Origin of the sequence: Chimaeribacter coloradensis (genome assembly GCF_002858715.1) — a bacterium.
GTDB lineage: Bacteria > Pseudomonadota > Gammaproteobacteria > Enterobacterales > Enterobacteriaceae > Chimaeribacter > Chimaeribacter coloradensis.
Genome location: NZ_PJZH01000031.1, coordinates 12281 through 38737 on the forward strand (window position 1 = coordinate 12281; position 26457 = coordinate 38737).

The 26457-nt window shown below is 50.5% G+C and carries 43 protein-coding genes; 37 read left to right on the forward strand and 6 right to left on the reverse strand.

Annotated elements, in window-relative coordinates:
* Positions 1-73: 73 nt before the first annotated feature.
* From CYR32_RS18765 to CYR32_RS18920, 32 genes are all read left to right on the forward strand, one after another.
* Entirely contained in the window at positions 74-1600 is a 1527-nt protein-coding gene (locus CYR32_RS18765; protein ID WP_101826669.1) for a peptidoglycan-binding protein, read from the forward strand.
* Positions 1597-2082 carry a hypothetical protein gene (locus CYR32_RS18770; RefSeq protein WP_101826670.1) on the forward strand — a complete coding sequence of 162 codons (486 nt, stop codon included), beginning with the start codon at positions 1597-1599 and terminating at the stop codon, positions 2080-2082. Before CYR32_RS18765 ends, CYR32_RS18770 begins: the two co-directional genes overlap by 4 nt.
* A gap of 267 nt (positions 2083-2349) precedes the next feature.
* Positions 2350-2661 carry a 30S ribosomal protein S10 gene (rpsJ, locus tag CYR32_RS18775; protein ID WP_009639175.1) on the forward strand — a complete coding sequence of 104 codons (312 nt, stop codon included), beginning with the start codon at positions 2350-2352 and terminating at the stop codon, positions 2659-2661.
* A 32-nt stretch (positions 2662-2693) separates the two neighbouring features.
* Complete coding sequence (rplC, locus tag CYR32_RS18780) at positions 2694-3323, forward strand: 50S ribosomal protein L3 (RefSeq protein WP_101826671.1); 630 nt, start codon at positions 2694-2696, stop codon at positions 3321-3323.
* Between the two features lie 11 nt (positions 3324-3334).
* The gene (gene rplD, locus CYR32_RS18785) at positions 3335-3940 is read left to right on the forward strand and encodes a 50S ribosomal protein L4 (protein ID WP_072933475.1); all 606 of its coding nucleotides are present in this window, start codon (positions 3335-3337) and stop codon (positions 3938-3940) included.
* Positions 3937-4239 (forward strand): 50S ribosomal protein L23, encoded by a 303-nt coding sequence (rplW, locus tag CYR32_RS18790; RefSeq protein WP_101826672.1) that lies wholly within the window; start codon positions 3937-3939, stop codon positions 4237-4239. Before rplD ends, rplW begins: the two co-directional genes overlap by 4 nt.
* Before the next feature lie 18 nt (positions 4240-4257).
* Positions 4258-5082 (forward strand): 50S ribosomal protein L2, encoded by an 825-nt coding sequence (rplB, locus tag CYR32_RS18795; protein WP_072933471.1) that lies wholly within the window; start codon positions 4258-4260, stop codon positions 5080-5082.
* A gap of 14 nt (positions 5083-5096) precedes the next feature.
* Positions 5097-5375 carry a 30S ribosomal protein S19 gene (rpsS, locus tag CYR32_RS18800; protein WP_004929772.1) on the forward strand — a complete coding sequence of 93 codons (279 nt, stop codon included), beginning with the start codon at positions 5097-5099 and terminating at the stop codon, positions 5373-5375.
* 14 nt (positions 5376-5389) lie between these two features.
* The gene (gene rplV, locus CYR32_RS18805) at positions 5390-5722 is read left to right on the forward strand and encodes a 50S ribosomal protein L22 (RefSeq protein WP_024912204.1); all 333 of its coding nucleotides are present in this window, start codon (positions 5390-5392) and stop codon (positions 5720-5722) included.
* Between the two features lie 17 nt (positions 5723-5739).
* On the forward strand, positions 5740-6441 hold the full coding sequence (gene rpsC / locus CYR32_RS18810) for a 30S ribosomal protein S3 (protein ID WP_072933469.1): 702 nt from the start codon (positions 5740-5742) through the stop codon (positions 6439-6441).
* 12 nt (positions 6442-6453) lie between these two features.
* On the forward strand, positions 6454-6864 hold the full coding sequence (gene rplP, locus CYR32_RS18815) for a 50S ribosomal protein L16 (protein WP_002438716.1): 411 nt from the start codon (positions 6454-6456) through the stop codon (positions 6862-6864).
* The gene (gene rpmC, locus CYR32_RS18820) at positions 6864-7055 is read left to right on the forward strand and encodes a 50S ribosomal protein L29 (RefSeq protein ID WP_002218942.1); all 192 of its coding nucleotides are present in this window, start codon (positions 6864-6866) and stop codon (positions 7053-7055) included. The genes rplP and rpmC overlap by 1 nt, the downstream gene beginning before the upstream one ends.
* Positions 7056-7310, forward strand: coding sequence for a 30S ribosomal protein S17 (gene rpsQ / locus CYR32_RS18825; protein ID WP_072933467.1), 255 nt, complete (start codon positions 7056-7058; stop codon positions 7308-7310).
* Positions 7311-7483: 173 nt separating this feature from the next.
* On the forward strand, positions 7484-7855 hold the full coding sequence (gene rplN / locus CYR32_RS18830) for a 50S ribosomal protein L14 (protein ID WP_008457164.1): 372 nt from the start codon (positions 7484-7486) through the stop codon (positions 7853-7855).
* Between the two features lie 10 nt (positions 7856-7865).
* Positions 7866-8180, forward strand: coding sequence for a 50S ribosomal protein L24 (rplX, locus tag CYR32_RS18835; protein ID WP_072933465.1), 315 nt, complete (start codon positions 7866-7868; stop codon positions 8178-8180).
* Between the two features lie 14 nt (positions 8181-8194).
* Positions 8195-8734 (forward strand): 50S ribosomal protein L5, encoded by a 540-nt coding sequence (gene rplE, locus CYR32_RS18840; RefSeq protein WP_072933463.1) that lies wholly within the window; start codon positions 8195-8197, stop codon positions 8732-8734.
* A 13-nt stretch (positions 8735-8747) separates the two neighbouring features.
* Entirely contained in the window at positions 8748-9053 is a 306-nt protein-coding gene (rpsN, locus tag CYR32_RS18845; RefSeq protein WP_101826673.1) for a 30S ribosomal protein S14, read from the forward strand.
* A gap of 33 nt (positions 9054-9086) precedes the next feature.
* The gene (rpsH, locus tag CYR32_RS18850; RefSeq protein ID WP_072933460.1) at positions 9087-9479 is read left to right on the forward strand and encodes a 30S ribosomal protein S8; all 393 of its coding nucleotides are present in this window, start codon (positions 9087-9089) and stop codon (positions 9477-9479) included.
* A 14-nt stretch (positions 9480-9493) separates the two neighbouring features.
* Positions 9494-10027, forward strand: coding sequence for a 50S ribosomal protein L6 (rplF, locus tag CYR32_RS18855; RefSeq protein ID WP_101826674.1), 534 nt, complete (start codon positions 9494-9496; stop codon positions 10025-10027).
* Between the two features lie 9 nt (positions 10028-10036).
* Positions 10037-10390, forward strand: coding sequence for a 50S ribosomal protein L18 (gene rplR / locus CYR32_RS18860; RefSeq protein ID WP_072933456.1), 354 nt, complete (start codon positions 10037-10039; stop codon positions 10388-10390).
* Between the two features lie 14 nt (positions 10391-10404).
* Positions 10405-10905 (forward strand): 30S ribosomal protein S5, encoded by a 501-nt coding sequence (rpsE, locus tag CYR32_RS18865; protein ID WP_072933453.1) that lies wholly within the window; start codon positions 10405-10407, stop codon positions 10903-10905.
* 5 nt (positions 10906-10910) lie between these two features.
* Positions 10911-11090, forward strand: coding sequence for a 50S ribosomal protein L30 (gene rpmD / locus CYR32_RS18870; RefSeq protein WP_101826675.1), 180 nt, complete (start codon positions 10911-10913; stop codon positions 11088-11090).
* Between the two features lie 3 nt (positions 11091-11093).
* Positions 11094-11528, forward strand: a complete 435-nt coding sequence (rplO, locus tag CYR32_RS18875; protein ID WP_072933451.1) for a 50S ribosomal protein L15 — start codon at positions 11094-11096, stop codon at positions 11526-11528.
* Positions 11529-11535: 7 nt separating this feature from the next.
* Positions 11536-12867, forward strand: a complete 1332-nt coding sequence (gene secY, locus CYR32_RS18880; RefSeq protein WP_101826676.1) for a preprotein translocase subunit SecY — start codon at positions 11536-11538, stop codon at positions 12865-12867.
* Between the two features lie 33 nt (positions 12868-12900).
* Positions 12901-13017, forward strand: a complete 117-nt coding sequence (gene rpmJ / locus CYR32_RS18885) for a 50S ribosomal protein L36 (protein ID WP_072933447.1) — start codon at positions 12901-12903, stop codon at positions 13015-13017.
* Between the two features lie 146 nt (positions 13018-13163).
* Complete coding sequence (rpsM, locus tag CYR32_RS18890; RefSeq protein WP_072933445.1) at positions 13164-13520, forward strand: 30S ribosomal protein S13; 357 nt, start codon at positions 13164-13166, stop codon at positions 13518-13520.
* Between the two features lie 16 nt (positions 13521-13536).
* On the forward strand, positions 13537-13926 hold the full coding sequence (gene rpsK, locus CYR32_RS18895) for a 30S ribosomal protein S11 (protein ID WP_004929731.1): 390 nt from the start codon (positions 13537-13539) through the stop codon (positions 13924-13926).
* Between the two features lie 30 nt (positions 13927-13956).
* Entirely contained in the window at positions 13957-14577 is a 621-nt protein-coding gene (gene rpsD / locus CYR32_RS18900) for a 30S ribosomal protein S4 (protein WP_101818368.1), read from the forward strand.
* A gap of 25 nt (positions 14578-14602) precedes the next feature.
* Positions 14603-15592 carry a DNA-directed RNA polymerase subunit alpha gene (locus CYR32_RS18905; RefSeq protein WP_002919219.1) on the forward strand — a complete coding sequence of 330 codons (990 nt, stop codon included), beginning with the start codon at positions 14603-14605 and terminating at the stop codon, positions 15590-15592.
* Positions 15593-15632: 40 nt separating this feature from the next.
* Positions 15633-16019: a 50S ribosomal protein L17 gene (gene rplQ, locus CYR32_RS18910; protein ID WP_072933440.1), complete on the forward strand. Its 387-nt coding sequence runs from the start codon at positions 15633-15635 to the stop codon at positions 16017-16019.
* Positions 16020-16194: 175 nt separating this feature from the next.
* Positions 16195-16560: a DnaJ family domain-containing protein gene (locus tag CYR32_RS18915; RefSeq protein ID WP_101826677.1), complete on the forward strand. Its 366-nt coding sequence runs from the start codon at positions 16195-16197 to the stop codon at positions 16558-16560.
* Between the two features lie 107 nt (positions 16561-16667).
* The gene (locus tag CYR32_RS18920) at positions 16668-16844 is read left to right on the forward strand and encodes an alternative ribosome-rescue factor A (protein ID WP_420912852.1); all 177 of its coding nucleotides are present in this window, start codon (positions 16668-16670) and stop codon (positions 16842-16844) included.
* Between the two features lie 46 nt (positions 16845-16890).
* On the opposite strand, the gene mscL is transcribed toward CYR32_RS18920, so the two are convergent.
* The 5 genes from mscL to def form a co-directional block, all read right to left on the reverse strand.
* The gene (gene mscL, locus CYR32_RS18925) at positions 16891-17301 is read right to left on the reverse strand and encodes a large-conductance mechanosensitive channel protein MscL (protein ID WP_101826679.1); all 411 of its coding nucleotides are present in this window, start codon (positions 17299-17301) and stop codon (positions 16891-16893) included.
* A gap of 121 nt (positions 17302-17422) precedes the next feature.
* Positions 17423-18799 carry a Trk system potassium transporter TrkA gene (trkA, locus tag CYR32_RS18930; RefSeq protein WP_101826680.1) on the reverse strand — a complete coding sequence of 459 codons (1377 nt, stop codon included), beginning with the start codon at positions 18797-18799 and terminating at the stop codon, positions 17423-17425.
* Positions 18800-18860: 61 nt separating this feature from the next.
* Positions 18861-20150, reverse strand: a complete 1290-nt coding sequence (gene rsmB / locus CYR32_RS18935) for a 16S rRNA (cytosine(967)-C(5))-methyltransferase RsmB (RefSeq protein WP_101826688.1) — start codon at positions 20148-20150, stop codon at positions 18861-18863.
* Between the two features lie 74 nt (positions 20151-20224).
* Entirely contained in the window at positions 20225-21169 is a 945-nt protein-coding gene (gene fmt / locus CYR32_RS18940; protein WP_101826681.1) for a methionyl-tRNA formyltransferase, read from the reverse strand.
* Positions 21170-21192: 23 nt separating this feature from the next.
* Positions 21193-21705, reverse strand: a complete 513-nt coding sequence (def, locus tag CYR32_RS18945) for a peptide deformylase (protein ID WP_101826682.1) — start codon at positions 21703-21705, stop codon at positions 21193-21195.
* Between the two features lie 110 nt (positions 21706-21815).
* Between def and dprA the strand changes: the two genes are divergently transcribed.
* From dprA to aroE, 5 genes are read left to right on the forward strand one after another with little or no spacing between them, the layout of a single operon-like run.
* A complete protein-coding gene (gene dprA / locus CYR32_RS18950; protein WP_101826683.1) occupies positions 21816-22985 on the forward strand; it encodes a DNA-protecting protein DprA in 1170 nt (389 codons plus the stop codon).
* Positions 22957-23430, forward strand: a complete 474-nt coding sequence (gene smg / locus CYR32_RS18955) for a DUF494 family protein Smg (RefSeq protein WP_072933421.1) — start codon at positions 22957-22959, stop codon at positions 23428-23430. The genes dprA and smg overlap by 29 nt, the downstream gene beginning before the upstream one ends.
* Positions 23431-23449: 19 nt before the next feature.
* The gene (locus CYR32_RS18960) at positions 23450-24007 is read left to right on the forward strand and encodes a DNA topoisomerase family protein (protein ID WP_101826684.1); all 558 of its coding nucleotides are present in this window, start codon (positions 23450-23452) and stop codon (positions 24005-24007) included.
* Complete coding sequence (gene tsaC / locus CYR32_RS18965; RefSeq protein WP_101826685.1) at positions 23997-24566, forward strand: L-threonylcarbamoyladenylate synthase type 1 TsaC; 570 nt, start codon at positions 23997-23999, stop codon at positions 24564-24566. Before CYR32_RS18960 ends, tsaC begins: the two co-directional genes overlap by 11 nt.
* 11 nt (positions 24567-24577) lie before the next feature.
* A complete protein-coding gene (gene aroE / locus CYR32_RS18970) occupies positions 24578-25396 on the forward strand; it encodes a shikimate dehydrogenase (RefSeq protein ID WP_101826686.1) in 819 nt (272 codons plus the stop codon).
* Positions 25397-25505: 109 nt separating this feature from the next.
* On the opposite strand, the gene CYR32_RS18975 is transcribed toward aroE, so the two are convergent.
* Positions 25506-26066, reverse strand: a complete 561-nt coding sequence (locus CYR32_RS18975) for a gamma carbonic anhydrase family protein (protein WP_101826687.1) — start codon at positions 26064-26066, stop codon at positions 25506-25508.
* Between the last annotated feature and the right edge of the window lie 391 nt (positions 26067-26457).

Genomic DNA, 26457 nt, shown 5'->3' on the forward strand with positions numbered 1-26457 from the left:
TCAAATGGAGTTTTAGCCAGTAAAAAAATATTTTGCAAGTCTTTGAAAAATAAATTTTAAGAGTAAAAATATCATGAAATTACCAGTCGATGAATCCTGGTTTAACTATGAATTCATTTTTGATACATATAGAACGGCAAAAGATTATTTGAATAATGAATTATTTCTATCTGGGATAGGATTGATAATCGGTGAAGCAGGGTGCGGGAAAACAAGGTTAGCCAAAGAAATTTTGCATGATAATCAAGGAGAGTTTCTGCTTCTTTCTGCACGCAAAGGAAACGATGAATTATTACTCATCGATTCTTCCCGTGAGACGGTGAACAAAATTAATCTGCGATCCTCTTTTTCCCTGAGTTTATGGGAGAAATTTCTTTATGAAACTCAGAAAATAAATACACCCGTATTAATCGTTCTGGATAATGCTCACTTTATTAACCCACAATTATCTGCACTGGTTTACTTATTTTGTGAGTTTAGAAAACATGCCGCGCACTCTTTGGCGCTGCTTATCGTCGGCGGAAAAGAGTTACTCAAAAACAAGAGCTTAAATGACCTCCATCCAAAGGCGCTGCAGATGCCTCTTTATGATGAGCGATCCTGCCTGGCAGTGATTAATAAAACCATTATGGAGAGAGAAGGGGAGGCGCATGCCGCCGCGTTTACACTTCCCTTTATCAAATACATTCAGGGTGCAGCGAAAGGTAACCCGGAAAAGATGACGCATATTGTGAACGCGGCACGGCAGATTGCCTGGATAGAACAGGGGTCAGCCGCTTCTCTGCGCTGGCGGCACATCAGGCTTGCTGTGCGTGAGTCAGGGAAAACCCAGCGTTCCAGAAAGGCAATGCTTTCCTTACTGATAGGTTATGCCGGTTTTGCATTGCTCCTTGGATGGCATTGTACCGGGGTGCTGTCACCCTATCTGCCTGTCCCCAGCTGGCTTGAACAAGAGCCGGTTGCCGGGATGATTCCTGCTCCACCGCCGGTCATTGAGGAGCAGCCGGCGACAGAACGCCAGGCCATGCAGCAACTCTTCCGTACCTGGGGCTATGACGTGGCTGAAGACGATGCCTGGTGCGATCAGACCCCGCGGGCAGGGTTACAGTGTGAAACATCGAAAGCAGATTATGACGCATTAAAGCAACAAAGCCTGCCGTGGATAGCCCAGCTCCATCTGGGGGACAAAACACGTTATGCCGTGGTTATCCGTATGGGTAAAGATGAACTGGACCTGCTGTTGGGCAAACAGACCTGGACGGTGAAGAAATCCTGGTTCCTGGCGGCATGGAAAGGGGAGTACACCCTGTTCTGGAAGCCGGCTCCTTCAGGAAGAACATCCGTAACAGCCGCCAGTCCTGACGAGGATATCTTGTGGCTGAATAAAATGCTCAGTCGCGCCCTGCATCTCCCGTTAACGCAGGAGGCCCGCTGGAATGCGCTATTGGTCCAAAAGATTAAAAGATTTCAGCAAAGTAAAGGGCTGCGGCCTGACGGCACTCCCGGTAAAGCAACATTAATCCAGTTGTGGCTTAGCGTGGAGCAAAGCGCCACCCTCGTGCCAGAAAATGAAAGTGCAGAAAAAGGAGAGACACAATGAGTTTCCGTCTTCATCAGGCAATGAGCTCTCGCCTGCAGGGCGGAAAGCCGGCAAAACTACGGGCACCTTTTAAGAGAACATGTGCAAAAGCCGGTCACGTGCTCTTATGGGGATGTTGGATCGGTTTGTTTGCCATCCAGGGGGCGTATCTGCATATCGCCTGGATGTCGCGCTATCCGGAGCCGCTGCCTGCCCAGGTTTCTCCGCAGCAAGAATCGGACTATACGCTCTCTCCAATGCATTACTTGTTCAAGACCCAACCACTTCCTGAAGCATATGAACCGGAAGCAGAGACAGGCGAAGAGACAGCCGATGCCACTGACGAGCAGGCACAAGCAGAGGAACCCGAAGCAGGAGATGACGAGCCGTTAATTAACGAAGAGCCTGATACAACAACAGATAAAGAGCAAACGGTCGATCCTGCGCTGAAGGCACGTGTTCAGCAGGCACTGGCTGAACTGGAAGAAGCCGCTCAGGAGTAAGGGGAAACACAGGAATTAAAAGAGGCGCTAATGCATTTTTCCTGCAGGTTATGGTTGCTTCCTAAGCAGGAATACGTATAATGCGCGGGCTTACCTAATCTTGGTAGGTCTGATCCGTTGCGGATCAGTAACCATGTCATCAGTAATGACTGGTTAACAATACTCCCGATATGGGGGTTATATGCTGAACGATTACACTCCCCCATCAATCGAAATGGGTGTGAGGAGTAATTATTTACGTTTATAAATAATTGGAGCTCTGGTCTCATGCAGAACCAAAGAATCCGTATCCGCCTGAAAGCGTTTGATCATCGTCTGATCGATCAATCAACCGCGGAAATCGTCGAGACTGCTAAGCGCACTGGTGCGCAAGTCCGTGGTCCGATCCCGCTGCCGACCCGCAAAGAGCGCTTTACCATTCTGATCTCTCCGCACGTCAACAAAGACGCGCGTGATCAGTATGAAATCCGCACTCACAAGCGTCTGGTTGACATCGTTGAGCCAACCGAGAAAACCGTTGATGCTCTGATGCGTCTGGATCTGGCTGCCGGTGTAGACGTGCAGATCAGCCTGGGTTAATCAGGTCATTGAGCGATTGAGAGGTTGAAACAATGATTGGTTTAGTCGGTAAAAAAGTGGGTATGACCCGCATCTTCACTGAAGAAGGCGTTTCTATCCCTGTAACCGTTATCGAAATTGAAGCTAACCGCGTTACTCAGGTCAAAGACCTGGAGAACGATGGTTACCGCGCTATCCAGGTTACCACCGGTGCTAAAAAAGCAAACCGTGTAACCAAACCGGAAGCGGGTCACTTCGCTAAAGCTGGCGTTGAAGCTGGCCGTCTCCTGCGTGAATTCCGTCTGTCAGAAGGCGAAGAGTTCACTGTAGGTCAGAACATTAGCGTTGAAATTTTCGCAGACGTTAAAAAAGTAGACGTTACCGGTACTTCTAAAGGTAAAGGTTTTGCTGGCACTGTTAAGCGCTGGAACTTCCGTACCCAAGACGCTACCCACGGTAACTCCTTGTCTCACCGCGTTCCGGGTTCTATCGGTCAGAACCAGACTCCGGGCAAAGTGTTCAAAGGCAAGAAAATGGCAGGGCAGCTGGGTAATGAGCGCGTAACCGTTCAGAGCCTGGACGTAGTACGCGTTGACGCTGAGCGCAACCTGCTGCTGGTTAAGGGTGCTGTTCCGGGAGCTACCGGTAGCAACCTGATCGTTAAACCAGCTGTTAAAGCGTGAGGAGCCAGGTAATGGAATTAGTATTGAAAGACGCGCAGAGCGCGCTGACTGTTTCCGAAACCACCTTCGGTCGTGATTTTAACGAAGCGCTGGTTCACCAGGTTGTTGTTGCTTACGCAGCAGGCGCCCGCCAGGGTACTCGCGCGCAGAAAACTCGCGCTGAAGTTACTGGTTCTGGCAAAAAGCCATGGCGTCAGAAAGGTACCGGCCGTGCGCGTTCTGGTTCTGTAAAGAGCCCGATCTGGCGTTCCGGTGGTGTGACCTTCGCTGCTAAGCCGCAGGACCACAGTCAGAAAGTAAACAAAAAGATGTACCGCGGCGCGCTGAAAAGCATCCTGTCCGAGCTGGTACGTCAAGAACGTCTGATCGTTGTCGAGAAGTTCTCTGTTGAAGCACCGAAAACCAAGCTGCTGGCACAGAAACTGAAAGACATGGCGCTGGAAGACGTGCTGATCATCACCGGTGAACTGGATGAGAATCTGTTCCTGGCTGCCCGTAACCTGTACAAGGTTGACGTGCGTGATGTAGCAGGTATCGACCCAGTTAGCCTGATCGCCTTCGACAAAGTAGTTATGACTGCTGATGCTGTGAAGCAAGTTGAGGAGATGCTGGCATGATTCGTGAAGAACGTCTGCTGAAAGTACTGCGCGCGCCGCACGTTTCTGAAAAAGCGTCTGCTGCGATGGAAAAGAACAACACCATCGTTCTCAAAGTTGCTAAAGACGCGACGAAAGCAGAAATCAAAGCTGCTGTGCAGAAACTGTTTGAAGTCGAAGTCAAAGACGTAAACACCTTGCTGGTTAAAGGCAAAGTGAAACGTCATGGACAGCGTGTTGGTCGTCGTAGCGACTGGAAAAAAGCTTACGTCACCCTGAAAGAAGGCCAGAATCTGGACTTCATCAGCGGCGCAGAGTAAGTCGGAGGAGTAAGAACAATGGCAATTGTTAAATGTAAACCTACATCTCCGGGTCGTCGCCACGTTGTTAAAGTGGTTAACCCTGAGCTGCACAAGGGTAAACCTTATGCCCCGCTGCTGGAAAAACTGAGCAAAAGCGGTGGTCGTAACAACAATGGCCGTATCACCACCCGTCATATCGGTGGTGGCCACAAGCAACATTATCGTCTGGTTGACTTCAAGCGCAACAAAGACGGTATCGCTGCAGTGGTTGAGCGTCTGGAGTACGATCCGAACCGTTCCGCGAACATCGCGCTGGTTCTGTACAAAGACGGCGAACGCCGTTACATCCTGGCGCCGAAAGGCCTGAAAGCAGGTGACCAGATTCAATCTGGCGTTGACGCGGCAATCAAAACGGGTAACACCCTGCCGATGCGCAACATCCCGGTTGGTTCAACGGTTCATAACGTAGAAATGAAACCAGGTAAAGGCGGCCAGCTGGCTCGTTCTGCCGGTGCCTACGTTCAGATCGTTGCACGTGATGGTTCCTACGTAACTCTGCGTCTGCGCTCCGGCGAAATGCGTAAAGTTCTGGCTGACTGCCGCGCTACTCTGGGCGAAGTTGGTAATGCAGAACATATGCTGCGCGTTCTGGGTAAAGCAGGTGCTGCACGTTGGCGTGGTGTTCGTCCTACCGTTCGCGGTACGGCGATGAACCCAGTCGATCACCCGCACGGTGGTGGTGAAGGTCGTAACTTTGGTAAGCACCCGGTAACTCCGTGGGGCGTTCAGACCAAAGGTAAGAAGACCCGTAGCAACAAGCGTACTGACAAGTTCATCGTACGTCGCCGTAGCAAAAAATAATTAGAGGATAAGCCATGCCACGTTCTCTCAAGAAAGGTCCTTTTATTGACCTGCACTTGCTGAAGAAGGTAGAGAAAGCGGTGGAAAGCGGTGACAAGAAGCCTTTGCGCACTTGGTCCCGTCGTTCAACGATCTTTCCTAACATGATCGGTTTGACCATCGCTGTCCATAATGGTCGTCAGCACGTACCAGTGTTCGTTTCCGATGAAATGGTCGGTCACAAACTGGGTGAATTCGCGCCGACCCGTACTTATCGCGGCCATGCGGCTGATAAAAAAGCTAAAAAGCGCTAAGGTAGGAGGAAGAGATGGAAACTATCGCTAAACATCGCCACGCTCGTTCTTCTGCTCAGAAGGTCCGCCTTGTTGCTGACCTGATCCGCGGTAAGAAAGTGTCGCAAGCTCTGGAAACTCTGACCTACACCAACAAGAAAGCTGCTGGTCTGGTTAAGAAAGTGCTGGAGTCTGCCATTGCTAACGCAGAACACAACGATGGCGCTGACATCGATGATCTGAAAGTCGCGAAAATCTTCGTCGACGAAGGCCCAAGCATGAAGCGCATTATGCCGCGTGCAAAAGGTCGTGCAGATCGCATCCTGAAGCGCACCAGCCACATTACTGTGGTTGTGTCCGATCGCTGAGACTCTGGAGACTAGCAATGGGTCAGAAAGTACATCCTAATGGTATTCGCCTGGGTATTGTCAAACCTTGGAACTCTACTTGGTATGCGAATACCAAAGAATTCGCTGACAACCTGGACAGCGACTTTAAAGTTCGTCAATTCCTGACTAAGGAACTGTCGAAAGCTTCTGTTTCTCGCATCGTTATCGAACGTCCTGCGAAGAGCATCCGTGTGACCATTCACACTGCTCGCCCAGGCATCGTTATCGGCAAGAAAGGTGAAGATGTCGAAAAACTGCGTAAGGTCGTAGCGGATATCGCTGGCGTTCCTGCACAGATTAACATCGCCGAAGTCCGTAAACCGGAACTGGACGCAAAATTGGTTGCTGACAGCATCACTTCACAGCTGGAACGTCGCGTTATGTTCCGTCGTGCTATGAAGCGTGCAGTACAGAACGCAATGCGTCTTGGCGCTAAAGGTATCAAAGTTGAAGTAAGCGGCCGTCTTGGCGGTGCTGAAATCGCGCGTACCGAATGGTACCGTGAAGGTCGTGTTCCGTTGCACACCCTGCGTGCGGACATCGATTACAACACATCTGAAGCGCACACCACTTATGGTGTAATCGGCGTTAAGGTATGGATCTTCAAAGGTGAGATCCTGGGTGGTATGGCTGCCGTTGAACAACCGGAAAAACCGGCTGCTCAACCTAAAAAGCAGCAGCGTAAAGGCCGCAAGTAAGGAGAGTCGCTGATGTTACAACCAAAGCGTACAAAATTCCGTAAGGTGCACAAGGGCCGCAACCGTGGTCTGGCGCAAGGTACGGATGTTAGCTTCGGCACTTTCGGTCTGAAAGCTGTTGGCCGTGGCCGTCTGACTGCTCGTCAAATCGAAGCAGCTCGTCGTGCAATGACTCGTGCAGTTAAGCGTCAAGGTAAAATCTGGATCCGTGTATTCCCGGACAAACCGATTACCGAGAAGCCGCTTGAAGTGCGTATGGGTAAAGGTAAGGGTAACGTGGAGTATTGGGTTGCCCTGATCCAGCCTGGTAAAGTCCTGTACGAAATGGACGGCGTGCCGGAAGAGCTGGCCCGTGAGGCATTCAAGCTGGCAGCAGCTAAACTGCCGATCAAAACCACCTTTGTAACTAAGACGGTGATGTAATGAAAGCACAAGAGCTGCGTGAAAAAAGCGTTGAAGAGCTGAACACCGAGCTGCTCAACCTGCTGCGTGAGCAATTCAACTTGCGCATGCAAGCGGCGAGTGGCCAGCTGCAACAAACTCACCTGTTGAAACAAGTGCGTCGTAACGTCGCACGCGTTAAGACTTTACTGACTGAAAAGGCGGGTGCGTAAATGACTGACACTATCCGTACTCTGCAAGGTCGCGTTGTTAGTGACAAAATGGAAAAATCCATTGTTGTTGCTATCGAACGTACGGTGAAGCACCCGATCTACGGGAAATTCATCAAACGTACGACCAAGCTGCACGTACACGACGAGAACAACGAATGTGGTATCGGCGACGTGGTAGAAATCCGCGAATGCCGTCCACTGTCTAAGACTAAATCTTGGACGTTGGTTCGCGTTGTAGAGAAAGCAATTCTGTAATAGAGTAGCGGCCTCTCACTTAACAAACGGCTCAGAAAACGAGCCGTTTGTTTTTTCTACCCATACGTAGGAAGCAGTGTTATAATGCTGCGCCCTTGGTTATGGGGCTTTTCAACGGCCTGAAAATTAACTTAGGTCTTTAAAGTAGTAGTTGACATTAGCGGAGCACTAAAATGATCCAAGAACAGACTATGCTGACCGTCGCCGACAACTCCGGTGCACGTCGCGTAATGTGTATCAAGGTTCTAGGTGGCTCGCACCGTCGCTACGCAGGCGTCGGCGACATCATCAAAATTACCATCAAGGAAGCAATTCCTCGCGGTAAGGTGAAGAAAGGCGATGTGCTGAAGGCGGTAGTGGTGCGCACCAAGAAGGGTGTACGTCGCCCGGACGGTTCTGTCATTCGCTTCGATGGTAATGCATGCGTTATTTTGAACAATAACAGCGAGCAACCAATCGGTACGCGTATTTTTGGGCCGGTAACTCGTGAACTGCGTAACGAAAAGTTCATGAAAATTATCTCTCTGGCACCAGAAGTACTCTAAGGAGCGAACCATGGCAGCGAAAATCCGTCGTGATGACGAAGTTATCGTGCTTACCGGGAAAGACAAAGGTAAACGCGGTAAAGTAAAAAATGTCCTGTCTGCTGGCAAGGTCATTGTAGAAGGTATCAACCTGGTTAAGAAACATCAGAAGCCGGTTCCGGCTCTGAACCAACCAGGTGGCATTGTTGAAAAAGAAGCTGCTATTCAGGTTTCCAACATCGCTCTCTACAATGCTGCAACCGGCAAGGCTGACCGTGTAGGCTTTAGATTCGAAGACGGCAAAAAAGTACGTTTCTTCAAGTCTAACAGCGAAACTATCAAGTAATTTGGAGTAATACGATGGCGAAACTGCATGATTACTACAAAGACGAGGTAGTCAAACAACTGATGTCTCAGTTTGGCTACAACTCTGTCATGCAAGTCCCTCGGGTCGAGAAGATCACCCTGAATATGGGTGTTGGTGAAGCAATTGCCGACAAGAAACTGCTGGACAATGCAGCAGCTGACTTGACAGCAATCTCCGGCCAAAAGCCGTTGATCACCAAAGCACGCAAATCTGTTGCAGGCTTCAAAATCCGTCAGGGCTATCCGATCGGCTGTAAAGTAACTCTGCGCGGCGAACGCATGTGGGAGTTCTTTGAGCGTCTGATTTCCATTGCTGTACCGCGTATCCGTGACTTCCGTGGCTTGTCTGCCAAGTCATTCGATGGCCGTGGTAACTACAGCATGGGCGTGCGTGAACAGATCATCTTCCCGGAAATCGACTACGACAAAGTCGATCGCGTTCGTGGTTTGGATATTACCATTACCACCACTGCGAAATCCGATGATGAAGGCCGCGCACTGCTGGCTGCCTTTAACTTCCCGTTCCGCAAGTAAGGTAGGGTTACTAATGGCTAAGCAATCCATGAAAGCACGCGAAGTCAAACGCGTGAAATTAGCAGACAAATTCTTTGCTAAACGCACAGAACTGAAAGCTATCATCTCTGATGTGAACGCTTCCGACGAAGATCGTTGGAATGCAGTTCTCAAGCTGCAGACTCTGCCGCGTGATTCCAGCCCGTCACGTCAGCGTAATCGCTGCCGTCAAACTGGTCGTCCGCACGCTTTCCTGCGGAAGTTCGGGTTGAGCCGTATTAAAGTCCGTGAAGCCGCTATGCGCGGTGAAATCCCGGGCTTGAAAAAGGCTAGCTGGTAATTGTCACCAATTGAATCACGGGAGTAAAGACAGATGAGCATGCAAGATCCGATCGCGGATATGCTGACCCGTATCCGTAACGGTCAGGCCGCGAACAAAGTTGCGGTCACCATGCCTTCCTCCAAGCTGAAATTGGCAATTGCCAACGTGCTGAAGGAAGAAGGTTATATTGAAGATTTCAAAATCGAAGGCGACACCAAGCCGGTTCTGGAACTGGTACTGAAGTACTTCCAGGGCAAGGCAGTGGTAGAAAGCATTCAGCGTATCAGCCGCCCAGGTCTGCGCATCTATAAGAAAAAAGATGAGCTGCCAAAAGTTATGGCCGGCCTGGGTATTGCTGTCATTTCTACCTCTAAAGGTGTTATGACCGATCGTGCAGCTCGCCAGGCTGGTCTTGGTGGCGAGATTATCTGCTACGTAGCTTAATTCGGGAGGAAAGAATGTCTCGTGTTGCAAAAGCACCCGTCGTCATTCCTGCCGGCGTAGAGGTAAAACTCAACGGTCAGGTTATTTCGATTAAGGGTAAGAACGGCGAGCTGACTCGTACTATCCACAGCGCCGTTGAAGTTAAACAGGAAGAAAACGCACTGACTTTCGCTCCGCGCGAAGGTGCTGCTAACGGTTGGGCCCAAGCGGGTACCACTCGTGCTCTGTTGAACGCAATGGTTGTAGGTGTTACCGAAGGCTTCACCAAGAAGCTTCAGCTGGTAGGTGTTGGTTATCGTGCCGCAGTTAAAGGCAACGCGGTGAGTTTAGCCCTGGGCTTCTCACACCCTGTTGAACACGCACTGCCGGCAGGTATTACTGCTGAATGCCCGACTCAAACTGAAATCGTGCTGAAAGGCGCTGATAAGCAGTTGATCGGTCAGGTTGCAGCAGACCTGCGTGCCTACCGTCGTCCTGAGCCTTATAAAGGCAAGGGTGTCCGTTACGCCGACGAAGTCGTGCGTACCAAAGAGGCTAAGAAGAAGTAAGGTAACACTATGGATAAGAAATCTGCTCGTATCCGTCGTGCGACCCGCGCACGCCGCAAGCTCAAAGAATTGGGCGCGACTCGCCTGGTGGTACATCGTACCCCGCGTCATATTTACGCACAGGTCATCGCTCCGAATGGTTCTGAAGTATTGGTAGCCGCTTCTACTGTAGAAAAAGCTATCACTGAGCAATTGAAGTATACCGGTAATAAAGATGCTGCTGCCGCTGTAGGTAAAGCTATTGCTGAGCGCGCATTGGAAAAAGGGATTAAAGATGTTTCCTTTGACCGTTCCGGTTTCCAATATCATGGTCGAGTCCAGGCACTGGCAGATGCTGCCCGTGAAGCTGGCCTTCAGTTCTAAGGTAGAGGTGTAAGATGTCACACATCGAAAAACAAGCTGGCGAACTGCAGGAAAAGCTGATCGCGGTAAACCGCGTATCTAAAACCGTAAAAGGTGGCCGTATTTTCAGCTTTACCGCACTGACTGTAGTTGGTGATGGTAACGGTCGCGTTGGTTTTGGCTACGGCAAAGCACGCGAAGTTCCGGCAGCGATCCAGAAAGCGATGGAGAAAGCCCGTCGCAACATGATGAATGTCGCGCTGAACAGCGGCACCCTGCAGCACCCTGTTAAAGGTGCGCATACGGGTTCCCGTGTGTTCATGCAGCCGGCTTCCGAAGGTACCGGTATTATCGCCGGTGGTGCAATGCGCGCCGTTCTGGAAGTCGCAGGGGTTCACAACGTATTGGCAAAAGCCTATGGTTCCACCAACCCGATTAACGTGGTTCGTGCAACTATCGATGCTCTGGCGAATATGAAGTCCCCAGAAATGGTCGCTGCCAAGCGTGGTAAATCCGTTGAAGAAATTCTGGGGTAATAACCATGGCAAAGACTATTAAAGTAACTCAAGTTCGCAGCTCTATTGGCCGTTTGCCGAAACACAAGGCAACTCTGGTTGGTCTTGGTCTGCGTCGTATTGGTCACACCGTTGAGCGTGAGGATACTCCCGCTGTACGTGGTATGATCAACCTGGTTTCCTACATGGTTAAGGTTGAGGAGTAACAGATGCGTTTAAATACTCTGTCTCCGGCTGAAGGTGCCAAGCATGCGCCGAAGCGTGTAGGTCGTGGTATTGGTTCTGGCCTGGGTAAAACTGGCGGCCGTGGTCACAAAGGTCAGAACTCTCGTTCTGGCGGTGGCGTACGTCGTGGGTTTGAAGGTGGTCAGATGCCGCTGTACCGTCGTTTGCCGAAATTCGGCTTCACTTCTCGCAAAGCTATGATCACGGCAGAAGTTCGTCTGTCTGAACTGGCTCAAGTAGAAGGCGATGTCATCGACCTGAACACGCTGAAAGCCGCTAACGTAGTTGGTACTCAGATTGAATTCGCTAAAGTTATGCTGTCTGGCGAAATCAATCGTGCAGTAACCGTACGTGGTCTGCGTGTCACCAAAGGCGCTCGTGCTGCTATCGAAGCTGCTGGCGGTAAAATTGAGGAATAAGTAGCAGATGGCTAAGCAACCAGGATTAGATTTTCAAAGTGCTAAAGGTGGACTTGGCGAACTGAAGCGCAGACTTTTGTTTGTTATCGGGGCGCTCATAGTTTTCCGTATCGGCTCTTTTATTCCGATTCCTGGTATCGATGCCACTGTGCTTGCGAAATTGCTCGAGCAACAGCGTGGTACCATCATTGAAATGTTCAACATGTTCTCTGGTGGTGCCCTTAGTCGTGCTTCTATCTTTGCTTTGGGTATCATGCCGTACATTTCGGCATCGATTATTATCCAGCTGTTAACCGTGGTTCACCCCGCGTTAGCAGAAATAAAGAAAGAAGGGGAGGCTGGCCGTCGTAAGATTAGCCAGTACACCCGTTATGGCACGCTGGTATTGGCTATATTTCAGTCTATCGGTATTGCTACCGGTCTGCCGAATATGCCTGGTATGCAAGGTCTGGTAATTAATCCAGGCTTTGCATTCTACTTTACCGCTGTAGTGAGCCTGGTTACCGGAACGATGTTCCTCATGTGGCTTGGCGAACAGATTACTGAACGTGGTATTGGTAACGGTATCTCGATCATAATCTTTGCTGGTATTGTTGCCGGTCTTCCACCGGCAGTTGCACATACCATTGAGCAAGCTCGACAAGGCGACCTGCACTTCCTTCTGTTGCTGTTGGTTGCAGTTTTAGTGTTTGCGGTGACTTTCTTTGTAGTGTTCGTCGAGCGTGGGCAACGACGTATCGTTGTTAACTACGCTAAACGCCAGCAAGGCCGTCGCGTTTATGCAGCACAGAGTACGCACTTACCGCTGAAAGTGAACATGGCAGGGGTTATCCCAGCAATTTTCGCCTCTAGCATTATCCTGTTCCCGGCTACGATTGCATCTTGGTTTGGGGGCGGTACCGGTTGGAACTGGCTGACAACGATTTCGCTGTATCTGCAGCCTGGACAACCGCTTTATGTGTTACTCTATGCGACTGCGATCATCTTCTTCTGTTTCTTCTATACCGCATTGGTTTTCAACCCGCGTGAAACAGCAGATAACCTGAAGAAGTCCGGTGCATTCGTGCCAGGAATTCGTCCGGGAGAGCAAACGGCGAAATACATTGATAAAGTGATGACACGCTTAACCTTAATTGGTGCACTGTATATTACTTTTATCTGCCTTATCCCGGAGTTCATGCGTGACGCAATGAAAGTACCTTTCTACTTTGGTGGTACTTCACTGTTAATCGTTGTTGTTGTCATCATGGACTTTATGGCTCAAGTGCAAACTCTGATGATGTCCAGTCAATACGAGTCTGCATTGAAGAAAGCAAACCTGAAAGGCTACAACCGCTAATTAGGTGCGTTTGAGAAGTTACGGAGAGTAAAAATGAAAGTTCGTGCTTCCGTCAAGAAATTATGTCGTAACTGCAAAATCGTTAAGCGTAACGGTGTCGTTCGTGTGATTTGCAGCAGCGAGCCGAAGCATAAACAGCGTCAAGGCTGATTATCTCGCATATTTTTCTTGCAAAGTTGGGTTGAGCTGGCTAGATTAGCCAGCCAATCTTTTGTATGTCACTGCAACGCTATTTGAGTATCCTGAAAACGGGCTTTTCAGAATGGTGTTGCCGTATAAAAATGTAGGAGTGCATAGTGGCCCGTATAGCAGGCATTAACATTCCTGATCAAAAACATACTGTGATCGCGTTAACCTCGATCTACGGTATCGGTAAAACTCGCTCACAGGCTATCTGTGCAGCAGCGGGTATTGCTGAAAATGTTAAGATCAGTGAGCTGTCTGAAGAGCAAATCGATAAGCTGCGTGACGAAGTTGCCAAATTTGTTGTAGAAGGTGATCTGCGTCGTGAAGTGACCCTGAGCATCAAGCGTCTTATGGACCTTGGTACCTATCGTGGTTTGCGTCATCGTCGTGGTCTTCCGGTTCGCGGCCAGCGTACCAAGACCAACGCCCGTACCCGTAAGGGTCCGCGCAAACCGATCAAGAAATAATCGGGGTGATTGAATAATGGCAAAGGCACCTGTTCGTACACGTAAGCGTGTAAGAAAACAAGTCTCTGACGGCGTGGCTCATATCCATGCTTCTTTCAACAACACCATTGTTACCATTACTGATCGTCAGGGTAATGCTTTGGGTTGGGCAACAGCTGGTGGTTCCGGTTTCCGTGGTTCTCGTAAATCCACTCCGTTCGCAGCTCAGGTTGCAGCAGAGCGCTGCGCTGACGCAGTGAAAGAATACGGTATTAAGAACCTGGAAGTTATGGTTAAAGGACCTGGTCCGGGCCGTGAGTCAACTATCCGCGCTCTGAACGCGGCTGGTTTCCGCATCACTAATATTACTGATGTGACTCCGATCCCTCATAACGGTTGTCGTCCGCCGAAAAAGCGTCGCGTATAACGCTGCTTTTAGGATTGTTGGAGAAAGAAAATGGCAAGATATTTGGGTCCTAAGCTCAAGCTGAGCCGTCGTGAGGGCACAGACCTGTTCCTTAAGTCTGGCGTTCGCGCGATCGATACCAAGTGTAAAATTGAACAAGCTCCTGGTCAGCATGGTGCGCGTAAGCCGCGTCTGTCTGACTATGGTGTACAGTTGCGTGAAAAGCAGAAAGTTCGCCGTATGTATGGCGTGCTGGAGCGTCAGTTCCGTAACTATTATAAAGAAGCAGCCCGTCTGAAAGGCAACACCGGTGAAAACCTGTTGCAACTGCTGGAAGGTCGTCTGGACAACGTTGTTTACCGTATGGGCTTCGGCGCTACGCGTGCAGAAGCACGTCAGCTGGTTAGCCACAAAGCTATCATGGTAAACGGTCGCGTTGTTAACATCGCTTCTTATCAGGTATCTCCGAATGACGTAGTCAGCATCCGTGAGAAAGCTAAAAAGCAATCTCGCGTTAAGGCCGCTTTGGAGCTGGCTGAACAGCGTGAAAAGCCGACTTGGCTGGAAGTTGATGCTGCTAAGATGGAAGGTGTGTTCAAGCGTAATCCTGAACGTACCGATCTGTCTGCGGACATTAACGAACACCTGATCGTCGAGCTTTACTCCAAGTAAAGCTTAGTACCAAAGAGAGGACACAATGCAGGGTTCTGTGACAGAGTTTCTAAAACCGCGCCTGGTAGATATCGAGCAAGTCAGTTCGACGCACGCCAAGGTGACCCTTGAGCCGTTAGAGCGTGGCTTTGGCCATACTCTCGGCAACGCACTGCGCCGTATTCTGCTTTCATCCATGCCGGGTTGCGCGGTGACCGAGGTTGAGATTGATGGTGTACTGCATGAGTACAGCACCAAAGAAGGCGTACAGGAAGATATCCTGGAGATCCTGCTCAACCTGAAAGGGCTGGCGGTGAGAGTTCAAGGCAAAGATGAAGTTATTCTTACCCTGAATAAATCTGGCATTGGCCCTGTGACTGCAGCCGACATTACCCATGATGGTGATGTCGAAATCGTCAAGCCGCAACATGTTATCTGCCATCTGACTGATGAGAATGCTGCAATCAGCATGCGCATCAAAGTTCAACGTGGCCGTGGATATGTGCCGGCGTCTGCCCGAATTCATTCGGAAGAAGATGAGCGCCCAATTGGCCGTCTGCTCGTTGACGCCTGCTACAGCCCTGTAGAGCGTATCGCCTACAATGTTGAAGCAGCACGTGTAGAGCAACGTACTGATTTGGATAAGCTGGTCATCGAAATGGAAACCAACGGCACAATCGATCCTGAAGAGGCGATTCGTCGTGCGGCGACCATTCTGGCAGAACAACTTGAAGCTTTTGTTGACTTACGTGATGTTCGTCAGCCAGAAGTTAAAGAAGAGAAGCCTGAATTCGATCCGATCTTGCTGCGCCCTGTTGACGATCTGGAATTGACTGTCCGCTCTGCTAACTGCCTTAAAGCAGAAGCTATCCACTACATCGGTGATCTGGTACAGCGTACCGAGGTTGAGTTGTTGAAAACGCCTAACCTGGGTAAAAAATCTCTTACTGAGATTAAAGACGTGCTGGCCTCACGTGGTCTTTCTCTGGGCATGCGCCTGGAAAATTGGCCGCCGGCAAGCATTGCTGACGAGTAACCGGATCACAGGTTAAGGTTTTACTGAGAAGGATAAGGTCATGCGCCATCGTAAGAGTGGTCGTCAACTGAACCGTAACAGCAGCCATCGCCAGGCTATGTTCCGTAACATGGCCGGCTCTTTGGTTCGTCATGAGATCATCAAGACGACCCTGCCGAAAGCGAAAGAGCTGCGTCGCGTTGTTGAGCCGCTGATTACTCTTGCCAAGACCGACAGCGTTGCTAATCGTCGTCTGGCATTCGCCCGTACTCGTGATAACGAGATCGTGGCAAAACTGTTTAATGAACTGGGCCCGCGTTTCGCGAGCCGTGCAGGTGGTTACACTCGTATTCTGAAGTGTGGTTTCCGTGCAGGCGACAATGCGCCGATGGCATACATCGAGCTCGTTGATCGTGCAGAATCAAAAGCAGAAGCAGTTGCAGAGTAATCTGTAAAAGCGTGAAAAAGCCGGGCTTGTCCCGGTTTTTTTACGTCCAGAATCTGGTCCTTTTTATTTATCCCTTAATTCTTTCCTCCGCTTCTACGCCTGTCTCTTACGGTATTACACTTACTCTATTCTGTGCTATTACGCATCCTGCGTCCTCTTTCATAGGTACTCTGATATGTGGCTTATTGATGAAATGGTTGAAAAGCGCCTTCGTGAAGCCGAAGAGAAAGGTGAATTCGACAATTTACCGGGTGCTGGGAAGCCCCTAATGCTCGACGATGATAGTGGCGTCCCTGCTGAGCTACGAACTGCTTACCGGTTACTAAAAAACTCAGGTTTTTTGCCGCCTGAACTGCAAGACAGAAAAGAGGCATTGCAACTGGCTGAACTTCTGCATGAAATTGATAAGAACAGTCCAGACTACGCTTCTGCAAGCCAGAGGTTAAAGGTGCTGGAGTTAAGATTACAGCAAGCGGGTATGAACACAGCGTTTCTGAAAGGCCATTATAAAGAGAAACTTGCTTCCAAAATGAAGCGCTGATCATCTTAAAAAAGGCGATGCAGTACTGGCATTATTGTACGCATGCACTATGATTATCGCGTCTTAGAGGGTCATATCTGTTCTGTTATTTCTGCAACGAGGTCATCATGAGTCATCAGCACAATAAAGGTGTTATCCAGGACAACGCGTTACAAGCACTTTTGCACGACACGTTGTTTCGCCAGCGGGTTGAAAAAAACAAAAAGGGGAAGGGAAGTTACCAGCGCAAAGCCAAACATGGCAAAGGAAAAGGGATGGAGGTCAGTGGTAAGCGTTTTCGTTAAACTTTTACCACTGACCTTTTACCATTAAGACGGAATGATTGTGGTTTTATTTTGGCGTTTGTTGCTTAAGAAGATCGCGAATTTCAACCAGCAATTTTTCCTCAGCTGACTGTTTCGGAGCGGGCGCCGGCTTTTCTTCTTCTGTACGGCGTAAGCGATTCATCAATTTAATAGCAATGAAAATCGCCAAAGCGATGATGATGAAATCAAACACATTTTGTAAAAATACGCCGTACTTCATCACGACTGCCGGGGTGGCGCCCTGAGCCTCTCTTAAAACCAGCGCAAATTGCTTGAAATCTATCCCTCCAATGAGCAGGCCAAGCGGCGGCATGATGATGTCAGATACCAGTGAAGAAACAATCTTGCCAAATGCTGCCCCAATGATGACACCCACCGCCAAATCGACGACGTTGCCGCGCATGGCGAACTCACGAAACTCTTTCATAAAACTCATATTTACTCCTTGCCCAAATAACTCAAGTCGCTACAAGTAAAGCCTATTTTGGGCGGCTTTGCTTCAAAAGTTGAGCATTTTGGTCGGGTTTGATGTTTTATGCAGCAATACTCGCGCATTCTTACAGGAAGAATGGGCTTGGCTGGAACAGTCGCTCTACATCAGGAACAAATTTCTTATCGGTGATAAACATGACGACATGATCGCCCTGTTCAATTTTTGACTGACGGTTGGCAATGATGACGTCATCCCCGCGAACAATCGCGCCGATCGTTGTGCCGGGAGGCAGTTTAATCTCTTCTACCTTACGGCCCACCACTTTTGAAGTGCTCTCATCGCCATGGGCAATGGCTTCAATGGCTTCGGCCACCCCCCGGCGTAACGAGGAAACACTGACAATATCCGCTTTACGTACATGGCCCAACAACGCTGAAATAGTCGCTTGCTGTGGAGAGATAGCAATATCAATCACGCTGCCCTGGACCAGGTCAACGTAAGCACGACGCTGAATAAGCACCATAGCCTTTTTGGCACCCATGCGTTTAGCCAGCATCGCTGACATGATATTAGCCTCATCATCATTGGTAATGGCGATGAAGACATCCACCTGCTCTACATGCTCTTCAGCCAACAGTTCCTGGTCTGAAGCATCGCCATAGAAAACAATCGTGTCCTGAAGTAACTCGGCCAGTTCAGCAGCACGCTGTTGATCTCGTTCGATCAGCTTAACGCTATAATTTTTTTCCAGACGGCGAGCCAATCCTGCCCCTACATTCCCACCACCCACGATCATGATGCGTTTATAAGGCTTTTCCAGGCGCTGAAGTTCACTCATGACAGCCCGGATATGTTGTGTGGCTGCTACAAAAAATACCTCATCCCCCGCTTCAATAATGGTCGAGCCCTGGGGCCGGATAGGATGATCCTGCCGGAAAATAGCCGCGACCCGTGTGTCAATGTGCGGCATATGTTCACGCATTGAAGAGAGAGCGTTCCCAACCAGTGGGCCGCCATAGTAGGCTTTTACCGCGGCAATGCTAACCTTTCCCTCAGCAAAATTAACGACCTGTAATGCGCCCGGGTATTCGATGAGTTTATAGATATATTCAATGACCAGCTGCTCAGGTGAGATGAGATGATCAATGGGGACAGCATCAGCATTGAACAATTTCTCAGATTCACGGATGTAATCGGCAGAGCGTATCCGGGCAATCCTGTTTGGAGTATTAAACAGGGAGTACGCGATCTGGCATGCAATCATGTTGGTTTCGTCCGAATTGGTCACGGCGACTAACATATCTGCATCGCCGGCGCCCGCTTCGCGCAGCACACGCGGGTGGGAGCCGTGGCCCTGAACAACCCGTAAATCAAACTTATCCTGAAGCTGACGTAAGTGCGCCGCGTTGGTATCAACAACGGTAATATCGTTATTCTCACCCACCAGATTTTCAGCCAGAGTCCCGCCAACTTGCCCGGCTCCAAGAATAATGATCTTCATAGATTTCCCCGATCCCACCCGTAAAAAATAACCATGATTATTGCCTCTCCGGATCCCGCTGTCAGCGTTTGATCATTTTAGCGTAGTAGAAGCCATCACCCGCTTCGGCGCTGGGCAGGTTCTGTATACCCGGATGAGTGCGATCCCCGGTTTCTACCAAGGTAGCATCAGGATGGCTGGCCAGGAATGTGGCAATCTGTTCGTGGTTTTCTTCCGGTAAGATAGAGCAGGTGGCATAAAGCAAAACACCGCCAGATTTTAAACGGGGCCATATCGCTTCCAGGATAGCTTTCTGCACCTCAACCAGCTCATCAATATCACTATTACGGCGCAGCCATTTAATATCTGGGTGCCGGCGGATGACCCCTGTGGCAGAACAAGGGGCATCAAGCAGGATACGATCAAACACCCGATCATTTGCCCACGCCTGCGGATCTTTCCCATCACCTTTCTTTATCTCTGCTTGCAGTTGCAGACGGTCAAGGTTTTCCTGAACGCGCTTCAGGCGCTGCTCATCGATATCAACAGCCAGCACATGAGCGTTCGGCGCGGCTTCCAGAATGTGGGTTGTTTTACCACCCGGTGCAGCGCATAAATCCAGGATATGTTCACCGTTTTGTGGCGCCAGCAGGGGAATACAGCCTTGTGCAGAAGCATCCTGCACGGTTACCCAGCCTTCTGCAAAACCTGGCAACATCGTGACTGGGCAGGGGGCTGCCAGCCGCAGAGCGTCTGGGTAGTCATCGTGTACGTCTGCCGTAATGCCTGCTTGCTGTAATAATTTAAGATAATCATCACGGCTATGATGCAAGCGATTGACGCGCAACCACATTGGTGGGCGTTGGTTATTGGCCTCTGTAATAGATTCCCACTGTGCCGGATAGGCTTTTTTGATGCGCGCTAATAACCATGAGGGATGGAGGTAGCGGCTCTCCTGGGCATCGGCTTCTGCGAGTAAACTTTCTTGCTGACGCTGGAATTGCCGCAGCACACCGTTTACCAGGCCTTTCAATTGAGGGCGCTTTAACGCTACTGCACCTTCAACAGTTTCTGCCAATGCGGCATGGGCTGGGATCCGGGTATGCACCAGCTGATAAAGGCCGACCATGATGAGATAGTGCAAGGGCCGCTGTTTCCCTGTCATGGGGCGGGCCATCAATTGCTTGATGCACCATTCCAGCTGCGGCAGAACGCGCAAAGTTCCAAAACAGAGCTCCTGTAACAGCGCTTTGTCTTTATCAGCAATATTTTTTTGCAGTGCAGGAAGCACAGTAGAGAGCGATTGCCCTTGATCCAATACCTGGCCAATGGCGGTTGCAGCAAGGCTGCGTAGGTTATATGCGTTTTTCATAGCTACAAAGCTGACCATGCCAGCATCAGTAAGGGAAGAAGCCCGGAAAAATCCGGGCAGAGTATAAGAAGGTGTTAACTGATTTTCTGGCCGACGACGAACCAATCACGGCGCGAATTCAGTAAATCCTGAGCAGACATCGCTTTTTTGCCTGCCGGCTGGAGTTGGGTGATATTCAGGATACCTTCAGCAGTAGCAACCTGAATACCGGACTTATCCGCGGCGACAATCGTGCCCGGCTCGTCTCCGTTACCCGGCAGGACATCGGCCTGCCATACTTTTACCGGCTGCCCTTCCACCATGAAATAGCTGACCGGCCACGGGTTGAACGCACGAATGCAGCGCTCAAGCTGTTCTGCAGAAAGCTGCCAATTCAGCAACGCTTCTTCTTTACTGAGCTTTTCGGCATAGGTGACCAGAGCCTCATTCTGCGTTTCCGGCTCCGCGATACCCGCCTCCAGATCCGCTAAAGTATTCAGCATCGCGCGCGGCCCAAGTTCGGCCAGCTTGTTGTAGAGCGAGGCGCTGGTATCTTCCGGCTGAATATCACAACTGAGCTTGCTCAGCATGTCACCCGTATCCAGCCCGGCGTCCATCTGCATGATGGTAATGCCTGTCTGCTTATCACCTGCCCACAGCGCACGTTGGATCGGGGCCGCACCGCGCCAGCGTGGCAGTAAGGAGCCGTGAACGTTGATACAACCCTGCTTTGGCATATCCAGCACTGCTTGCGGCAAAATCAATCCATAGGCCACCACGACCATGATGTCGGCATCCAGAGCCTGAATCAGCTGCTGGCTTTCTGCCGGGCGCAGTGACTTAGGTTGAAAGACGGGAATTTGATGTGATTCCGCAAGCACCTTAACTGGGCTGGGCGTCAGCTTGTTACCGCGCCCCGCAGGACGATCGGGCTGCGTAAATACACCCACTACGTCATGATGAGAAGTTAAAAGCGCGTCAAGATGACGCGCTGCAAAGTCCGGCGTACCGGCAAAAATTATCCGTAATGCATCAGACACAATCAGTTCCTGCCGTATCAGACTCAGTGGGCGCGCGTATTAAGCTTGGCCAGTTTTTCAACTTTCTGACGGATACGCTGACGTTTCAGAGGGGACAGATAATCGACAAACAGTTTGCCAATCAGATGATCCATTTCATGTTGAATACAGATAGCCAACAGGTCATCCGCTTCCAGCTCAAACGGCTTACCGTCACGATCCAGTGCCCGGACTTTAACTTTCTCTGCGCGCGGCACAAAGGCACGCTGTTCCGGGATAGAAAGGCAGCCCTCTTCAATACCGGTTTCGCCGCTTTTCTCCAGCAATTCCGGGTTGATCAGCACCAGGCGCTCATCGCGGTTTTCAGAGACATCAATTACGATAATCTGCTGGTGGATATCAACCTGCGTGGCAGCCAGGCCAATGCCTTCTTCGGCATACATGGTATCGAACATATCATCCACGATACGCTGAATCTCGGCATTGACTTCTTTTACCGGCTGCGCAACTTTGCGCAGTCGATCATCGGGATAATGTAATACGTGTAATACGGACATAAATATTTCGATCTTTATGCGAGTGATGAATGACAATTAATCTTTATTCTAGACATTTCCCTGCCTGATTGACAGCATCCGGACGTAATTGTCCCTTGTCAGGAGCTGGTATGACTCAGGAAGAGATCTGGTTGAGATTGGCCGCCATCCGGGGCTTACGTAATAAAAACAGGATTACTGTCGCCCACGGGTTGCCTGCTGATTGCCGTTTGACGGCGTCCCTGTTGCAACAGTGTGGGCTGACCCAAGAGCAGGCGCACAGCTTTCTGCACATACCTTCTCAGACCCTGGCGGCAGCGCTGAGCTGGCTGGCGGAACCCGGCAATCAGATGCTGACGATAGATGATCCGGCGTACCCTTTTTTATTAACACAAATTGCCGATCCGCCCCCGATCCTGTTTATCGCCGGCAAGGTTTCAGTATTAGAGACCCCGCAGATATCTATCGTTGGAAGCCGGCAATGCAGCGCCTACGGCGAATTCTGGGGAAACTATTTTGCCGGCGGCCTGGTTCATTGCGGGTACACCATTACCAGCGGCCTGGCTCTGGGCATTGATGGAATCGCCCATCAGGCAGCCCTCGACACAGAAGGCCACACCATAGCCGTTTTAGGGTGTGGCTTAGCGCATACCCATCCCAGACGACATCAACGGCTGAGAGCCCAGATCATTGAACGTGGCGGAGCCATTATCTCTGAGTTATTGCCTTCAGAGCCGGCGATGCCGGTTCATTTTCCCCGGCGTAACCGCATTATCAGTGGATTAAGCCGAGGAACGCTGGTGGTAGAGGCCTCATTACGCAGCGGCTCCCTGATCACTGCCCGTTGTGCGCTGGAGCAGGGGAGAGAAGTATTTGCCTTGCCTGGTGCATTAGGGACCGATTTTAGCGCAGGCACACATTGGCTTATCCAGCAGGGGGCTTATCTGGTCACTGAACCTAAAGATATCGCAGAAGTGGTAGGCAGTGGGTTGCAGTGGTTACCGGCTGGCGCAGAAGGGGATGAGAAGGATTCGCCCAGAATTGTTAACGGATCTCAGCAAGAATTGAATATTTGTGCACAAGATAGTGAAGTTGAATTGCCATTTGCTGATGTGTTGGCTAACGTAGGATATGAGGTGACACCTGTTGACGTCGTCGCCGAACGTGCCGGCCAACCTGTGCCAGACGTGGTAGTTAAACTACTCGATCTGGAGTTAGCAGGATGGATCGCAGCTGTATCCGGCGGCTATGTCCGAACGAGGAGGGCAGGCCATGTTCGACGTACTAATGTACTTGTTTGAAACTTACATACACAACGAAGCGGAGATGCACGTCGACCAGGATAAGCTGACAGATGACCTTGCCCGGGCTGGGTTCCATCGGGAAGATATCTACAGTGCCTTAGGTTGGTTGGAGAAGCTCGCAGACCTTCAGGAAGGCGAAGCTGCACCCTTCATGTTAGATGCCGATCCTTTCGCATTGCGCATCTACACTGATGAAGAGGCAACGCGCCTTGATGCAGGCTGCCGGGGGTTCCTTCTGTTCCTGGAACAGATACAAGTGTTGAATCTCGAAACACGGGAAATGGTCATCGATCGTGTGATGGCACTGGAAACAGATGAGTTCGATCTGGAAGATCTGAAATGGGTCATCCTTATGGTACTGTTTAATATTCCCGGCTACGAAAGTGCCTATCAGCAAATGGAAGAGTTGCTGTTTGAAGTTAATGAGGGTTATCTGCACTAAGCGATAACAGTAAACAGAGATGTCAAAAGCTGCGATTTTTGCCGCCAGGCAAAATGAACCTTGTCCGAAATGTGGGGCCGAACTGGTGATCCGTAGCGGACGCCACGGCCCCTTTCTCGGCTGTTCCCACTATCCTGAATGTGAATATATCCGCCCGTTAAAGGCGCAGGCTGATGGCCATATTGTCAAAGTGCTGGACGATCAACACTGTCCTGCCTGTCAGTCTGTCCTGGTCTTGCGGCAGGGGCGCTATGGTATGTTCATTGGATGCAGTAATTATCCAGAGTGTTCTCATACCGAGGTATTGGATAAACCAGACGACACCACCTTATCCTGTCCACAATGTGAACAAGGCAAGCTGCTGCAGCGTAAATCGAGGTATGGCAAAGTGTTTTATGCCTGCGATCGCTACCCTGACTGCCAGTATGCATTGAATCACAAGCCTGTGGCTGGCGAGTGCGGGTATTGCCACTATCCATTACTTATTGAAAAGCGTACGGCAGGCGGCCTGAAGCACTATTGTGCCAGCAAGCTGTGCGGTAAACCGGTCCCGACAGAAGTAGAAGATGATGCCTGAAGTAATGCCCATTTCTGACTCCATCCTTGATGCCTTGCATAACCAGCAGGTTATTGCGTATCCGACCGAAGCCGTATTTGGGCTGGGTTGCGACCCTGACAGCGAACAGGCGGTCAATGCCCTTTTGCAGCTGAAACAGCGGCCCAAAGAGAAGGGGCTGATTCTGATCGCTGCCGATTATGCGCAACTTGCTCCTTATATAGATGAAGCCCAGCTGACCCCGGAACAACGTGAGCAGATTTTTGCCACCTGGCCCGGGCCTGTGACCTGGGTAATCCCGGCACGGAAAAGCACGCCTGACTGGCTGACCGGTCGTTTCTCATCATTGGCGGTACGGGTCAGCGATCATCCTGTCGTGCGGCAGCTCTGCCGGCAGTTTGGCAAACCGCTGGTATCAACCAGTGCAAACTTAACCGGGCTTCCTCCTTGTCGCCTGGCGGCTGAGGTCACTGCACAATTTGGACAGGACTTTCCTGTTGTCGCAGGTGAGGTAGGCGGCCGTACCAATCCAACTGAAATCCGCGATGCCTTAACAGGCGAATATGTGCGGCTGGCCTGAAAGGGAAACTCATGGATCTCTATGCGGTGTTTGGAAATCCCATCAGCCACAGTAAATCGCCACGCATCCATGCCCTGTTTGCCCAGCAAACAGGCATAACCCACCCTTACGGGAAAATCCTGGCACCGCTGGATGCTTTCGAACACACACTGGATGCGTTTTTTGATGCGGGCGGCATGGGAGCGAATGTGACGGTGCCGTTCAAAGAGCAAGCCTACGCCAGGGCAGACCAGCTGAGTGAAAGAGCTGCGTTAAGTGGCGCGGTCAATACATTGAAGAAATGTGAAGACGGGTCACTATTGGGAGACAATACCGATGGCATTGGCCTGCTGAGCGATCTTGAACGGCTTGGGATGATTCAGCCAGGCGTCCGCATCCTGTTGCTGGGGGCCGGAGGGGCTGCCCGGGGCGTGATTCTGCCATTGCTCTCTTATGGATGCAGCATAGTCATTGCCAACCGCACGTTTGCAAAAGCGGAGCAACTGGCACAGCTGTTCAGTCACAGGGGGGAGATTAAGGCTGAAACCTTTGCCGCCTTAAGCGAACCGCACTTTGATGTGATTATCAATGCGACCGCGTCCGGTCTCCAGGGCGATATCCCTGCTATTCCCTCTTCGCTGATTACGCCTGATGTCCGCCTTTATGACATGTTCTATCAACAAGGTCTGACACCTTTTCTGTCCTGGGGCAGCCAGCTGGGCGCGGCACAATGGTCTGATGGCTTAGGTATGCTGGTCGGGCAAGCGGCACATGCCTTTATGCTGTGGCATGGTGTTATGCCGGATATTGCTCCGGTGCTGGTGGCGCTGAAACAAGATATGGCAGGGTAAAGTGCAGAGGCCGGTGCAGAGGCACAGGCTCTGGTACGAAATAGCCTGAACAGCCGGGCCTGCCGCTGTTCAGGTAGAAGCTAAAGACAGAGGCAGCCCGGGTATCCGTTTACAACAGTGAGTTTTCGCTGGCCTGATTCAAGTAATCGTTTTTCCATTTAACATAGTTGTTAGCAGAATAGAGCAGCCCTTCACGTTCCTCAGGTTTCAAGGGGCGTATTTGCTTCACCGGGCTGCCTAAATAAAGATAGCCGCTGACCAGACGCTTACCGGGCGGCACCAGGCTACCGGCCCCGATCATGACATCGTCCTCAATAATTGCGCCATCAAGCAAAATTGATCCCATTCCGACCAATACACGATCGCCAATCGTGCAGCCGTGAAGCATCGCCTTATGGCCCACAGTAACATCTTCTCCGATCGCTAAAGGGTAGCCGGCTGGGTTATAACTGGATTTGTGTGTGACATGCAGCACGCTGCCATCCTGGATATTCGTACGAGCACCAATAATGACGCGGTTAACATCTCCCCGGATGGCAACGAGTGGCCAGATACTGACATCTTCTGCCAGCGTCACATCGCCTATTACAACACTGGAAGGATCAACCATAACGCGTGCACCCAGGCGGGGTTGCTGATCTTTAAGAGAGCGTAGTGAGCCTGATTCCATTTTTCTAATCCTGAAAAGAGTGAAATAGCCTAAATTATAAACGATCCAGAGAGGGGATCGTGCATATAGACGGTGCGATCGTACAAGATCAGAACGGAGGGGGTGAAAAACACGCAGTCAGATGAAAATGATCGAAAAAGGGGTTGTGCAATAAAACGAGATCCCTATAATGCGCCTCCATCGACACGGCGCAAGTGATTCACTTCACAAGCGGCCGGAACGAAAGAGAAAAAACTTCTGAAAAAGAGGTTGACTCTGAAAGAGGAAAGCGTAATATACGCCACCTCGAGTTAGCAAGCGAAAGCGCGTAACTCACTGCTCTTTAACAATTTATCAGACAATCTGTGTGGGCACTCACAAGACGATATCCAGCATCTTCGGATGCACAAAA